Genomic DNA, 15,324 nt, shown 5'->3' with positions numbered 1-15,324 from the left:
CGGGGGCCGCACCGATGGGCCGTCCCTGGCCCTACGGCGCTAACTCGCCATCCATGGCTCGTTTCCCCCTGCGCAACGCCTCCGCTCGGCCTGCACAAGTCGCGTTCTGCGTCGCCTGCGAGATCGCGGCTGTCTTGTGCGACCAGGCGGCGATCCGCTTGTTCGCGAACAGCGATCACTCCTGCATCAGCTTCTCGCGCACGCTCTCCAGAAACCCATCGTCCAAGACGATGTTGTCGTGGCGGACGCCGAAGGTTATGGAACAGCGAAGCCCGTTCACCGAGCACTGCTCGCGCAGCACCGCTTCGGCTCGGGCGATTTCTGAGGGCTCGCGGCTTTCGCCAGCCCACCAGCAATTCGCCTTCACATCAAGCGGCTTCAGCGCGAACGCCTGGCTCAGTTCGGCGTTGGCGTGCAGCAGTTTGTAGCCGGTTTCGATCTCATCCTGCACGGCGATGTCCTGGAACATGCCGCGCAGGCTGTCGGCGTTCATGCCGGCATCCAGTGCGACCTGGTCGATGACTCGGTCGGCAATCTGCTGCTCGTCCGTCAGTTGCAGGCGAGCGCTGGCGATCAGCGCCACCAGTGCGTCCTCCTGCAAGCCCGGCACGAACGCCTGAAGGCTCTTGATCAGGCTGCGGTGGAAGTTTTCGCCCTGGTTCTGCTCCCTCACCTGTGGGTCTTCCTCGACCCATTTGACCCCTGCGGACGCCGGTAGCATCGAGTCCACCAGACCGAGAAAACTCACTGTCTCGCCGTCACGCTCCAGCAGGTGCGCGACCTCCACGGCCAGTGCCCCACCCAATGACCACCCCAGCAGGTTGTAAGGCCCGCTCGGCTGGGTGTGTCTGATCTGCTCGACGTAGTAGTCGACCATTTCCTGCCAGGAGGTATCGAACCAGCCCGGCACGACATACGCCTTGTTGACCAACCCGTAGACCGGCCGATCCGCGTTCAGTGTTCCGGCAAGCGGGTAATAGGAGTAGGTGCCGCCACCACCCGGCGGCAGGCAGAACAGCGGCGTTTTGTCCGATTGAGAGGCATTCATGCGGATCACCGCTGACTTGACCCTCGCTTCCCCGGCGCGCATGAAGTCGGCCAGTTCGCCAAGGGTCTGCATCAGCAGGAAGTCATGCAGCTTGATGGATACACCGAACTCTTCACGAATCCTTCCGGCCAGTGCCACCGCCAGTAGCGAGTGCCCGCCCAGGGCAAAGAAGTTGTCGGTCAGCCCGACGCTTTCGACCTGCAGCACCTCAGCCCACAGCACCGCCAGGCGCTGTTCCAGTTCCGTACGCGGTGCAACACGGCCGCGCTGAGACTGGCTGAGATCGGGTTTCGGCAGTGCACGGCGATCCAGCTTGCCATTGGCGGTCAATGGCATGGCATCGAGCATCACGAAGTGGCTCGGCACCATGTAGTCCGGCAGCTGAATCTTGAGATGGTCTCTAAGCGTTTGTGGGTCGATACCCGCTTCGCCCGGCACCACATACGCCACCAGCTGCTTGCCAAGCGGGCCGTCAATATCGATCACATTGGCCTCGCGCACCGCGATATGTTCATGCAGACGTGCCTCGATCTCGCCCAGTTCTATGCGCAGGCCGCGGATCTTGACCTGATGGTCGATGCGGCCCGCGTAGTCGATCACTCCGTCGGGGCGATAACGCGCCAGGTCGCCGGTGCGGTACAGCCGCCCTCCGCCCTGCGGATCGAACGGATCGGGCACGAAGCGCTCGGCGGTGAGCGCGGCGCGGTTGTGATACCCCTGGGCCAGACCTACGCCGCCCAGATAGAGTTCGGCCGCCGTACCCGGCGCTGCCGTGAGCAGACCGTCATCGAGAATGTGGGTCTTGAGGTTGGCGATGGGCCGACCGATCGGCACGCTGAGCGAGTCCTGGGCGGTGCAGGTCCAGTGCGTCACATCGATGGCCGCTTCGGTCGGACCATACAAGTTGAACAGTTGCGCCTTGGGCACGCGGTTGAGCACTTGCGCGGCCAGCTCGGCGGGCAAGGCTTCGCCGCTGCAGATCACTCGCCGCAGGCTGTCGCACCGGTCAGCCTCGCCGTAGCCCATGAACGCTTGCAGCATGGACGGCACGAAATGCAGCGTGGTGACCTGATGCTGCTGGATGGTCTGCACCAGCCTCTGCGGGTCGCGATGCTCGCCTGGCAAAGCAATGGCAAGGCGCGCGCCGGTCATCAGCGGCCAGAAAAACTCCCAAACCGACACGTCGAAACTGAACGGGGTTTTCTGCAACACCGTGTCGTTCGCATCCAGCCGGTAAGCGTCCTGCATCCAGTGCAAGCGGTTGACCAGCGCCCGATGGCTGTTACCCGCGCCTTTCGGCTTGCCGGTGGAGCCCGAGGTGTAAATCACATAAGCAAGATGCAGCGGATGATTCAAGTTGACCGGGTTGGCGCTGCTGTACTCCGCGAGCCAGCTGTCGCCCTGGTCCAGACACAGACTCTGCACCTGCGCCGGTACAGGCAAGCGCTGCAGCAACTGGCTTTCAGTCAGCAGCAGGCCGATGCCGCTGTCCTGCATCATGTACGCCAGACGGTCGTCGGGATAATCCGGGTCAAGCGGCACATAGGCACCGCCCGCCTTGACGATGGCCAGCAAGCCGACCACCAGTTGCAGACTGCGTTGCGCGCAGATGCCGACCAGCGTGTCCGGGCCGACGCCCGACTCGCGCAGGCGGTGGGCAAGCCGGTTGGCGCGGGCGTTGAGCTGGCTGTAGCTCAGCGACTCGGAGTCGAACACCAGGGCCGGCGCATCGGGGGTCGTGCGCACCTGGGCTTCGATCAGGGCTTGCAGGCACTGCTCGCTTGGAAACGAAGCAGCGGTGTCGTTCCATTCCCGCACGACCCGTTGCTGCTGCGCGTCGTCGAGCAGCGCCAGTTCACCGATGGCCACCGACGGATTGCGCACCATCCCGTGTAGCAGATGCAGGAAATAACCAGCCAATTGCGCGATAGTCTGTTCGTTGTAGAACCGGCGGTCATAGCTGAAACGCAGCGCCAGCGCTTCGCCCAGATTCACCACCAGCGTTAACGGGTAGTGCGTCTGTTCCTGATTGTGTAAACCGCCGAACGTCAGCCCGTCCGGGGCGTCCTGTCGCAACGCATCGGAAACCGGGTAGTTCTCAAACACCAGAATATTGTCGAACAACGCTTCGCCGCTGCGCCCGGCCCAGCGCTGGATGTCATACAGCGGCGTGTGTTCATGCTCGCGCAGCGCCACGTTGAGCGCCTGCACCTTTTGTACCCAGTCCGTCACCAACTGTTGCGGTTTCGGGCTGGCGACAACCGGCAAGGTGTTGATGAACAGCCCGAGCTGTTCCTCCACGCCCGGCAGCTCCGCCGGACGCCCCGCCACCGTGGCGCCGAACGTCACGCTGGACTGACCGGTGCAACGTTGCAGCACCAGCAACCAGGCCGCCTGCACCAGCGTATTAAGCGTGACCCGTTGTTCGCGAGCGAAGTCAGCGAGCTGACGCGTCGCATCGGCGTTCAGGGATTGCAGCCAATCCTCGTGGCCTGCTTCACCTGCTGCAGGCCGGAACGCCTGTGCCAGCCGAGTCGGCTCTTCGAGCGTTGCCAACTGCCGGGTCCAGAACGCCTGGCTGGCGGTGGCGTCCTGACGTTGCAGCCACTGGATGTAATCGCGATAACGACTGGTGCGCGGCGGCAGGACCTGACCGCTGTAACGCTGCAGCACTTCGCCGAGCAGCCGCGAACTGCTCCAGCCGTCGAGCAAAATATGATGGCTGGTGTAAACCAGTTGATAAGTTCGTTCACCGCTACGCAGGACTGCCAGACGCAGCAGCGGCGCGCTGGTCAGATCGAATCCTCGCTCCCGGTCGGCACGGGCCCACTCGTCCAGCCAGCTCGCCGGCTGCTGACGCGCGTCGATCTCGACAAACGGCAGTCGTACCTGACGGTGCACCACTTGCAGCGGCGGTTGCAGATCACTGACGAACCCGCTGCGCAGCACCTCATGGGCATCCAGTGTTGCCTGCCAGGCTGCCTGAAAACGCGCCACGTCCAGGCCGGTTAATTCAATGCGCAACTGGTTGATGTAATGCCCGGCCTGCTGCTCGAACAGCGTGTGGAACAGCATGCCCTGCTGCATCGGCGACAGCGGATAGATGTCCTCGATGTCACGCGCGGCCGTTGGCAAGCGGCCCAACTGTGCCTGGCTCACATTTGCCAGCGGGAAGTCCGACGGCGTGACCCCGGCCACGTCCGGCCGGGTGCAGTGCGCGACCAATTCGCGCAGTTCTTTCTGGTATTCGTCGGCCAGGCGCTGCAGGGTCTCGCGCTCGAACACCGTGCCGCTGAACGTCCAGCTCAGGCTCAGCTCGCCGCCGTACACCTGACCGTTGATGCTGATCGGCGCGGCGAGCGGCGCATCGGCACTCTGCGCCGAGCCACTGCTTTCACCGGAAGGCGCGAACAGCGCATCGTCGCTGGCGAAGCTGCCATCGAACTGGCCCAGGTAGTTGAACACGATACTGCCCTGCGGCAGTTCGCTCAGCGCCCGGCGCGTCGACTCATTGCCCAGATAACGCAACACGCCGTAGCCCAGACCTTTGTCGGGAATTGCGCGCAGCTGTTCCTTGATCGCCATGATCGAGTCAGCCAGGGTCGCCTGAGGCGTCAACCGTACCGGATAGAGATTGCTGAACCAGCCCACCGTGCGAGTGATGTCGAGCTCGTCGAACAGGTCCTCGCGGCCATGGCCTTCGAGGCGGATCAATGTATGCGGCTGGCCGGTCCATGGCCCGATGACTCGCGCCAAAGCGGTCAACAGCAAATCGTTGACCTGAGTGCGATAGGCCGAAGGTGCTTCCTGTAGCAGTTGGCGGGTCAGCTCACGGTCCAGGCGCGTGGTGACGGATAGCGCATGCTTTTGCAGCTGGTCGCCCTGCGGGTGATCGAAAGGCAATGCATCGGTGGCGTCCTGCAACTGCGTTTGCCAATAGCTCAATTCCTGCGCCAGCCCCGGGGTGCCGGCGTAGGCCTGCAAACGCTCAGCCCAGGCTTTAAGTGAGCTGGACTTGGCCGGCAGCGTCAGCGCAGTGCCTGCCACCGCTGCGGCGTAGGCCTGTTGCAGGTCTTCAAGCAGTACACGCCACGACACGCCGTCTACCACCAGATGGTGAATCACCAGCAGCAGCCGCTGCTCGCCTTCCGGAAGGTTGATCAACACCGCGCGCAGCAACGGGCCGTTTTTCAGATCGAGGCTGCGCTGGGCTTCATCGGCCAGCTCGGTCAGGCGCGCGCGGTCTTCCAGCTCGTGGGTCCAAAGGACGTCCTGGGTTTTGACCGGATTGAAAGTGGCCTGCCATTGGCCGTCATGCTGGCTGAAACCCAGGCGCAGTGCGTCGTGCTGCTCGATGAGTGCGTTGAGCGCCGCGTGCAGCGGCGCGGCCTGTAGCAGTATGCTTGGTTTAAGCATCACCGACTGGTTCCAGTGGTGACGCTCGGGAATCTGCAGCTCGAAAAAGCGCGCCTGAATTGGCAGCAGCGGCAGTGAACCGCTGACCTGTTCAATCGGCGCAGCGGATTTCTTCTGGATCAGTTTGGCAACGGTGGCGAGTTGGCCGATGGTCTGCTTTTCGAACAGTTGCTTGGGGCTGAGTTTCAGGCCCTGACGCTTGGCGCGGGCGATGATCTGCAAGCTGAGGATCGAGTCGCCGCCCAGCTCAAAAAAGTTGTCCGTGCTGCCGACTCGCTCCAGCTTGAGCACATCGGCCCAGACACTGGCGAGGATTTCCTCGATTTCGCCCGCTGGCGCGATGTAACGCTGGGTGACCGCGCCCGGCTTTGGCAAGGCGCGCTTGTCGAGTTTGCCGTTGGCAGTGAGCGGCAGGCGTTCGAGCAGCAGAATCTGCGCCGGCACCAGATATTCGGGCAAGCGCGAGGCGAGCTGTTCGCGCAGGCTGTCGACGTTGAGCGTCTTGCCCGCCGCAGCGACGCAGTAAGCCACCAATTGAAGGCGCGCTTCATCGCTGTCCAGCGGCTGTGCCAGCACCACCGCCTCCGCCACGCCGTCCAACGCCTGCAACGCCTGGCCGACTTCACCCGGCTCGACCCGATAACCGCGAATCTTCACCTGGTCGTCTGCCCGGCCGAGGTATTCCACCACCGCGCCCACCACTCGGGCGCGGTCGCCGGTCCGATACAAGCGTTCCCCATCGGCCTGGGGATCGGGCACAAAGCGTTCGGCGGTCATCGCCGCGCGGTTCAGATAACCCTGCGCCAGCCCGCGACCGCCCAGATACAGCTCGCCCACCACGCCTTCGGCCATCGGGTTCAGCCAGGCGTCCAGCACTCGCGCCCTGGCGTTCGCCAAGGGTTGACCGACGGGCACGCTGCGGCAGGCCGCCAGTTTCTCGCCAACCTCGTGAGTCAGGATGCCGACGGTGGATTCAGTGGGGCCGTAGTGGTTGAGAATCCGGCAACCCGGCTTTAGCGCGCGGAGCTGATCGATCAGCGCCCAGGAACTGGCCTCGCCGCCAAGAATCAGCAGCTGGCCCGGCAGCACGTCCGCAGGCGCGGCAGCCTGTAGCAAGCCTTGCAGATGACTCGGCACGATCTTCAGCACTTGCACCTGATGCTCGGCCATGTAGGCGGCGAAACCATCGGGGTCGAAGGCCTGTTCATGGCTTAGCAGATGCAGGGTGCGACCGCTGGCCAGCGCGCCGAACAGCAGCGTATGGCCGAGGTCCGCAGCCACCGTGGACACCATCGCCATGCTTGCATCGGCGTCGAGCGCCAGTCGCTGCAGCACTCCTTGCAGGTAGTTGGCCAGCGCGCCGTGGCTGATCACCACGCCTTTGGGCTGCCCGGTGGAACCGGAGGTGTAGATGATGTAGGCCGGCTGCCCGGTGGCGACTTCGACGCTCAATGGGCTGTCGTCGATTTCTTCCCACAGGCTGTCGTCGTACGCCAGCACCGGGCACACGCCCAGGCTGGCGGCCTGCTGATCGCCCGGTGCATGGATCACCAGCACCGCGGCGCTGTCCTTTGCCAGCTGGCGCAGCCGTTCGCCCGGCTGACGCGTATCCAGCGGCAGGTACACCGCGCCCAGCTTGAGCACCGCGAGCAGGCTGACCACCCATTCCAGCGTGCGGTCCTGGCACAGTGCGACCGTCATCGCTGGGGAAACACCCTGCACATGCAAGTAGCGGGCGAGCTGGTTGGAACGTCGCTCCAGTTGTTCAAAGTCCAGGGTTCGCTGCCCGGCGCGCACGGCAACCTTGCCGCGCCCGGCCACCAGGCCTTGCTGCCACAGATCGAGAAAGTTCTGGCCGGCAAAGCTTGTCTGTTGCTCGATTACGGTTGGCGAGCGCAGCGGATGATCCGCGATACGCTCGTCGGTGTGCGCGGCCATGGCCGCCAGGACCTGATGCAACGACGCCGCAACACGCTCGACCGTCGCGGCCTCGAACAAATCGGTGGCATAGGTGAAATAGCCGCGCAGCCCGCCGGGTGTGTCGCTGAAGTCGAAGGCCAGATCGAACCGCGCGTCCGCCGTTGCCGTGGAGAAACCGCTGACGCTCAGCCCCGCAAGGTGCTCTCGGGACGCATCGGTCTGTTCCGCGGAATACACATGTTGGTTGATCTTGAACTGAAACAGCGGGTTGTGGCCCAGGTTACGCTCGGGCGCCAGAGCATCCACCAGATGCTCGAACGGCAGCTCCTGATGGGACTGCGCGCCGCTCACCACGTCCTTGACCTGCTCCAGCAAGCCAGCAAAGGTCTGGCGCTCGTCAACCTGCACGCGCAGCACCTGGGTGTTGACGAAGAAACCGATCAGGCCCTCCAGTTCGCTGCGTGTTCGCCCGGCATTCGGCGCGCCAATGCGAATATCGGCCTGCCCGCTGAAGCGCGACAGCACCACCGCCAGCGCCGCCAGGGTCAGCATGAACACGGTCTGGCCGTTGTGTCGCGCCAGGCTTTTGAGTTGCGCACTGAGTGCTTCGGGCACCTCGAAGCGCACCGTTGCGCCGCGATGGCTCGGCTGCTGCGGACGCTCATGGTCCAGCGGCAGTTCGAGTAGCGGATGCTCGTCGCCCAGCTGTCGCTTCCAGTACTCCAGCTGGCGCTCGCCCTCCCCGGCTTCCAGCCAGGCGCGCTGCCAGGTCGCATAGTCCGCGTACTGAATCGCCAAGGTCGGCAGTTGTGCGTCGCGCCCGGTCACTTGCGCTTGATACAGCTGCACGAACTCGCGAATCAGCAACTCGCCGGACCAGCCGTCCGAGACCACATGGTGCATGCATACGGTCAGTACGTGCTCGGTCTCGCCGAGCTGAAAAAGCCTGACCCGCAGCGGTTCGCCGTTCAACAGATCGAACGGGGTCTGCAGCTCGGCGCGAACCAGCGCCTCGACGTCCGCCGGTTCAGCGCGGGTGACTTCAAGCGTCGCCTGCGCGTGCTGAAGAATCTCCTGATGAAACTCGCCATCCACCGACACGAAGCGGGTGCGCAGGGTTTCGTGGCGCTGCACCAGCAGGTCGAGAGCCTGCCCGAGCGCCGCGCGGTTCAGAGGGCCGTTCAAACGCACCGCCAGCGGCACGTTGTAGGCGATGTTGCCCGGCTCCAGCTGCCAGAGAAACAACATCCGCTGCTGTGCGTAGGACAGCGGAATGTGCGCCTGTTCGTGGCGCATGCGGGCGATCGGCAACAGCCGGAAGCTCTGGCCGGTCTCGCGCATCTTGTCGAGGATCTGCCGGCGCTGCTCGACGGGCAGGCCGACGAAGCGTTTGGCGATGCGTTCAGCTGCAGACGTGTCCATGTCAGATTCCCGCCAGTTCATTCATCATTTTTTCGATATCGGACAAGCCGTCCTCGGTGAGCGACAGGCCGGAGCCCGCCAGCGCCTGAACAAAGTCGTTCAATTGCGGTTTCTCGAACACCAGTCGCAACGGCACGTCGATGCCCATGCCTGCCTGGATTCTGGAAACGAGCTGCGCCGCCAGCAACGAATGGCCGCCCAGCTCGAAGAAGTCATCGGTGAGCCCGACCCGCCCGACCTTGAGCACGTCGCCCCAGATCGCCGCCAGTTGCCGTTCCTGCTCGCTGACCGGCGCTACGTAATGGCGTTGCAACTGGCTGGCATCGGGCGCGGGCAGCGCCTTGCGGTCGAGCTTGCCGTTGGGGGTGAGCGGGAATTCATCGAGCAGAATCAGATGCGCCGGGACCATGTAGTCGGGGAGCGACTGTTTCAGGTGGGTCTTCAGCTCAGCTTTTTGAAGCAAGCCGGGCGGCGCTCCGTTCGCACAGGTGAGGTATGCGATCAGCAGGTCATCATTGGCCAGCACTACTGCGTCCCCGACATCGGGGTGTTCCCGCAGGCGCGCTTCGATTTCGCCCAGCTCGATCCGGAACCCGCGAATCTTCACCTGATGGTCCAGACGTCCGACGTACTCGATGTTGCCATCCGCGTGATAACGGGTCAGGTCACCGGTGCGGTACAGGCGGCTGCCATTCGCCGCGAATGGATCGGGCACGAAGCGTTCGGCGGTCAGCGCGGCGCGCTGGTGATAACCACGCGCAAGTCCTTCGCCACCGATCAGCAGCTCGCCGCGGGCACCGACAGGCATGGGTTGCAGAGCATCGCTGACAATATGCAGCCGGGTGTTGGCAATCGGTCGCCCGAGCCGCACGTCGTCGCCGCGGGTCAGGTAATGCCGCGCCGACCAGACGGTGGTTTCGGTCGGGCCATACAGGTTCCAGACGTGCCCCGCCTGCTCGATCAATCGCTGTGCCAGTTCCACGCTCAACGCCTCGCCGCCGCACAGCACCTTCTTGCCACGCAAGGCCTGTGGCGCGGCAACGTCCAGCAGCATGCGCCAGGTGGAAGGCGTGGCCTGAATCAGGCTCACCGCCTGCTGTTCGATCACTTCAAGCAGCGCGCGCGGGTCCATGTTTTCGTCCGCCTGCAACAGCACCACCGAGGCGCCGCGCAGCAGCGGCAGATACAGCTCCAGCCCGGCAATGTCGAACGACAACGAGGTCAGCGACAGCACACGGTCCTTCGCAACGAGGCCGGGTTGCTCGGCCATGCTGAAGAGGAAGTTGACCAGCGCATCCTGACCCACGCTCACGCCCTTGGGCTGGCCGGTGGAACCGGAGGTGTAGATGACGTAGGCGAGATGTTCCGGCCCGGATTCAACGGACGGATTTTCGGCACTGTAGTCGTGCAGCCAGTCATCGGCGCAATCGACGCACAGCGGCTGGACCGATGCCGGAATCGGCAGCTGCGCCAGCAGGTCGGTGCGGGTCAGCAGCAATTGCAGGCCGCTGTCCTGAATCATGTGGGCCAGACGATCCCGAGGGAAATCGGGGTCGAGCGGCACGTAGGCACCGCCCGCCTTGAGAATCGCCAACAGGCCGACGACCATCGCCAGACTGCGCGGCACCGCGACGCCCACCAGCACGTCCGCCGCCACGCCCAGTTCGCGTAGCCTGCGGGCCAGACGGTTGGCGCGGCTGTTGAGCTCGCGGTAGGTGATGAGCTGTGTGCCTAGCCTGAGCGCCACCGCCTCGGGCGTTGCCTGAACCTGGGCTTCGATCAGTTGCGCCAGGCACTGACGCTGCGGCCATTGAGTCTCGCTGGCGTTCCATTCACGCATCTGCTCGCGCTCGGCAACGTCCAGCAGCGGCAGCTCGGCGATGCGCTGGCGAGCATCGGCGCAGACCGCTTGCAGCAGCGCCTGCCAGTGTCTGGCCATGCGTTCGATGGTGCAGGCGTCAAACAGTGCGGTGGCGTAAGTCATGGCCGCGCTCAGGCCACCCTCGTATTCCAGGGTGTTCAACGTCAGGTCGAACTGAGCGACATGGGTGTCCGGCTCCAGCGGCTCTACGCTGAGGCCGGCGACGGTGCGCAGCTCGGCGGCTCGTTGGGTCTGGTGATTGAACATCACCTGGAACAGCGGACTGTGGCTCAGGCTGCGCTGCGGTTGCAGGGCTTCCACCAGTTGCTCGAACGGCAGCTCCTGGTGCGCCTGCGCCTGCAAGGCGGTGTCGCGAACCTGTTGCAACAGCTCTTCGAAGGTCGTGTGCAGATCGAACCTGGCGCGCAGCACCTGGGTGTTGACGAAAAAGCCGATCAAGCGCTCGGTTTCGGCACGCGTGCGGTTGGCGATGGGCACCCCGACGCGAATGTCCTGCTGACCGGAATGCCGATGCAGCAGGCTCTGGAACGAGGCCAGCAACAGCATGAACAAGGTCACGCCCTGCTGACGCGCGACCTGTTTCAGTTCGGCGATCAGCGCCGCATCCAGGTCGATGGCCAGCCGTGCCCCGGCCGGGTTCTGCACTGCGGGCCGTGGGCGGTCTGCGGGAAGTTCGAGCACCGGTTGCGCGTCGCCCAGTTGCTCGGTCCAGTAAGCCAGCTGACGCGCCTGCTCGCCGGCGTCCATCCAGTTGCGCTGCCAGAGCGCGTAATCCGCGTACTGAATCGGCAGTTGCCCCAACTCGACTTCACGGCCCTGGCTGAAACCTTCGTAGAGACGCACCAGTTCGTCGACCATGATCGGCATCGACCAACCGTCGGAGACGATGTGGTGCTGGGTGATGACCAGCACATGCTGGTCGGCGGCGAGATTCAGCAGCCGGACCCGCAACAGCGGCCCTTGCTCCAGATCGAAACCGCGCTGGATTTCGCGCCGCGCCCAGGCTTGCAGTGGCTCTCCGGCTGGCAGTTGCTCGACCGTCAGGCTGAAGGGGCTGGCCGGGTGCACGATCTGCACGGCCTGCTCACCCGCCTGACGGAAAGAGGTGCGCAGGGTTTCATGCCGGGCGATCAGCGCCGTGAAGCTCCGTCGCAAGGCTTCGATATCCAGCGCACCAGTCAGGCGCAAGGCGACCGGCATGTTGTAGGCGGAGCTTTGCGGGTCCAGCTGCCAGAGGAACCACTGCCGCTGCTGCGCATAGGACAGCGCCAGCGGCTGGCTGCGGTCGGCACGGATGAGCGCCGGCGCGCCAGTGGCGAGGCCCTGCCCGGCCATTTCAGCGAAACCCGCCAGGTCGCGCGCTTCAAACAGATGGCGCAGGGTCAGCTCGACGTCCAGTTGCTGACGGATTCGCGAAATCACCTGGGTAGCCAGCAGCGAATGCCCGCCCAGTTCGAAGAAATTGTCGTCCAGCCCGACCTGCTCGACTTTCAGCACCTCGGCCCAGATCGCCGCCAACTGCCGTTGCAGCTCGGTCTGCGGCGCGACGTATCGAGCCTGAGACTGGCTGGCATCCGGCGCCGGCAGCGCCTTGCGGTCCAGCTTGCCGTTGCCGGTCAGCGGCAGCTCGTCGAGCAGGATCAGGTGCGCGGGGACCATGTAGTCGGGTAGCGACTGTTTCAGGTAGGTCTTGAGTTGATCGCGCAGGTCCTGCGGGTCGACGCTATCTCCCTGTAGGAGCGCGCTTGCCCGCGACAGCGTGGTGTCAGCGAGCGCATCGTTGCCTGGCAGATCTCCGTCGCGGGCAAGCGCGCTCCTACAGACGTAAGCGATCAATTGACCCTCGGCGGCCAGCACCACGGCTTCGCGCACGTCCGGGTGCGTTTTGAGGCGTGCTTCGATCTCGCCCAGTTCAATGCGGAAACCGCGAATCTTGACCTGATGGTCGATGCGCCCGGCGTAATCGATCAGGCCATCGCCGCGATAGCGTGCCAGGTCGCCAGTCCGGTACAAACGTCCGCCATCCGCTGAAAACGGATCGGGCACGAAACGTTCGGCCGTCAGCGCCGCGCGGTTGTGGTACCCCCGCGCCAGACCGGCGTGGCCGATGTGCAGTTCGCCGTTGCAGCCCTGGGCCACCGGGTTGAAGTCTGCATCCAGCACGTACCACGACAGGTCCGCAATCGCCGCGCCAATCGGGCTGGCCACGTGAGAGGTGTCGGCCAGACTGATCGGCCGGTAGCTGACATGCACCGTGGTTTCGGTGATGCCGTACATGTTGATCAGTTGCGGCTGCTGATCGCCAAAGCGTTCGAACCACGGCCGCAGGCCGGGTACGTCCAGCGCCTCGCCGCCGAAGATCACGGTACGCAACGCCAGCGCGGTTTCCGACGCGCAGGCCACGTGCATCAGCTGCTTGAACGCCGACGGCGTCTGGTTCAGCACCGTGACTTTTTCCTGAGCCAGCAGGGCGTGAAAGTCCTCCGGCGAACGGGTCACGTCGCGCGGCACGATCATCAGTCGGCCGCCATGCAACAGCGCGCCGAAGATCTCCCAGACCGAAAAGTCGAAGGCGTAGGAATGGAACAGCGTCCACACGTCCCGCTCGTCGAAGCGGAACCAGTCCTCGGTGGCGGCAAACAGGCGCATAAGGTTGTGCTGGGTCAGCAGCGTGCCTTTGGGTCTGCCGGTCGAGCCGGAGGTGTAGATCACGTAAGCGAGATTGTCCGCCGTGCTGACATTTGTCAGGTTGTCGACGCTGTAGCCGCTGCGGTCGGCGCTCAGGTCCAGGCACTGGATGTGTGCCGGAATCATCAGCCGTGCCTGAACCTCGGGCCGGGACAGCAGCAAGCCGATGCCGCTGTCTTCGAGCAGGTAGCTCAGGCGTTCGGCGGGCGAATCCGGATCGAGCGGCACGTAGGCGCCGCCGGCTTTCAGAATCGCCAGCAGGCCAATAATCATTTCGAAACCGCGCGCCACCGCCAGCCCGACCCGCACTTCGGGCCCGACGCCCAGTTCACGCAGCTGATGGGCAAGCTGGTTGGTGCGCTGGTTCAGCTGTTCATAGCTCAGCGATTCGCCCTCGAAACTCAGGGCAACCGCCTGTGGCCTGCGCGCAGCCTGTGCCTCGATGACTTGATGGGCGCATTGTCCGGTCGGTAAAACCGCGACATCGGGGTTCCAGTCGCGCAAGGTGCGCCGATGTTCGTCAGCATCGAGCATCGGCAGATCGGCGATGCGCTGGCTGGCATCGCGGCTCATTGCGCGCAGGATATTGCTCCAGTGACCGGCCATGCGCTGGATGGTCGAGGCGTCGAACAGCGCGGTGGCATAGATCAGCGTTGCGGCCAGCCCGTCCGCCCTTTCACAGGTGTCGAGGGTCAGGTCGAACTGCGCGGTTTGCTTGTCCGAAAGCTGATGCTCCAGACGGAGACCTGGCAGTTGCACAGGCTCGGTACGGCTCTGCGTCTGATGGTTGTAGACCACCTGAAAAAGCGGGCTGCGACTGGCGTCGCGTTCCGGCTGCAAGGCTTCCACCAGTTGTTCGAATGGCAGGTCCTGATGGGCCTGGGCTTGCAGCGCGGTATGTTTGACCTGTTGCAGCAAAGCGGCGACGGTCAGTTGGTCATCGAACTCGGCCTTGAGCACCTGAGTGTTGACGAAGAAGCCGATCAGGCCTTCGGTTTCCGGACGGTTGCGGTTGGCAATCGGCACGCCGACGCGAATGTCGTTCTGTGCGCTATAGCGATGCAACAGGGTCTGAAACGAAGCCAGCAGCAGCATGAACAGGGTCACGCCCTGCTCGCGGGCCAGCGTCTTGAGACCCGCCAGCAGCGCACCGTCCAGCTGCACGTCGAAGCGCGCGCCGTGGTGGCTGAGTTGCGCCGGGCGCGGCCGGTCGGTGGGCAGTTCCAGAATCGGCTGGCGTTCGCCCAACACGGCTTTCCAGTAATCGAGCTGGCGCGTGCGCTCGCCCATTTCCAGCCAGTTGCGCTGCCAGATTGCATAGTCAGCGTACTGAATGGGCAACGGTTCGCGCTCGATCACATCGCCCTGATTGGCAGTCTGATAACCCTGTATCAACTCATCGACCATGATCGGCATCGACCAGCCGTCGGAGACGATATGGTGCTGGGTCAGCACCAGCACATGTTCCTGATCACTCAGCTGCAGCAGCCTGACGCGCAACAGCGGGCCCTGTTCAAGATCGAAGGGTTGCTGCACTGTGCGATCGACGTACTGTTCCACCGTCTCGCCAACTGGCAGGCGGTCCACGTTCAGCGCAAAGGCGGCAGGTGGATGAACGACTTGCACCGCCTGATCGCCATCCTGGCGAAACGTGGTGCGCAGGCTTTCGTGGCGGACGATCAGCGCTTCCAGGCTCAGGCGCAACGCTTCTCTGTTCAGCGCACCGTGCAGGCGCAGCGCCAACGGGATGTTGTAAGCGGCGCTGTGAGGCTCCAGCTGCCAGAGAATCCATTGCCGCTGCTGGGCGAAAGAGAGCGCGGATGGCTCCTGCGAGTCCCTTGGAAAGATTGGCGTGACCCCGTAAAGATTCACTCCCTGACGTTTCAGCAGGACCGCCAGCGCCTTGCGTTCACGGGCGGACAGCGATTTTACGGAGTCAAGCAACTCT

The 15,324-nt window shown here is 64.1% G+C and carries 1 protein-coding gene and 2 pseudogenes; all 3 read right to left on the bottom strand.

Features of this window, described 5'->3' with window-relative positions:
- Positions 1-175: 175 nt before the first annotated feature.
- Positions 176-8,806 (bottom strand): amino acid adenylation domain-containing protein, encoded by an 8,631-nt coding sequence (locus J3P77_RS08415; RefSeq protein ID WP_434681043.1) that lies wholly within the window; start codon positions 8,804-8,806, stop codon positions 176-178.
- Position 8,807: 1 nt separating this feature from the next.
- Positions 8,808-10,532: pseudogene (locus J3P77_RS08410) on the bottom strand (amino acid adenylation domain-containing protein); the annotation flags it as partial.
- Between the two features lie 171 nt (positions 10,533-10,703).
- Positions 10,704-15,248, bottom strand: a pseudogene (locus J3P77_RS08405) (amino acid adenylation domain-containing protein); the annotation flags it as partial.
- Positions 15,249-15,324 lie beyond the last annotated feature (76 nt).

Origin of the sequence: Pseudomonas sp. R1-18 (genome assembly GCF_051132095.1) — a bacterium.
Lineage (GTDB): Bacteria > Pseudomonadota > Gammaproteobacteria > Pseudomonadales > Pseudomonadaceae > Aquipseudomonas.
The sequence above is the reverse complement of the archived record's forward strand: the minus strand, read 5'-3'. Positions and strand labels throughout refer to the sequence as shown.

Coding starts and splice junctions, on each gene's coding strand:
- J3P77_RS08415 (WP_434681043.1), bottom strand. CDS start 8,806: ATGGACACGTCTGCAGCTGAACGCATCGCCAAACGCTTCGTCGGCCTG.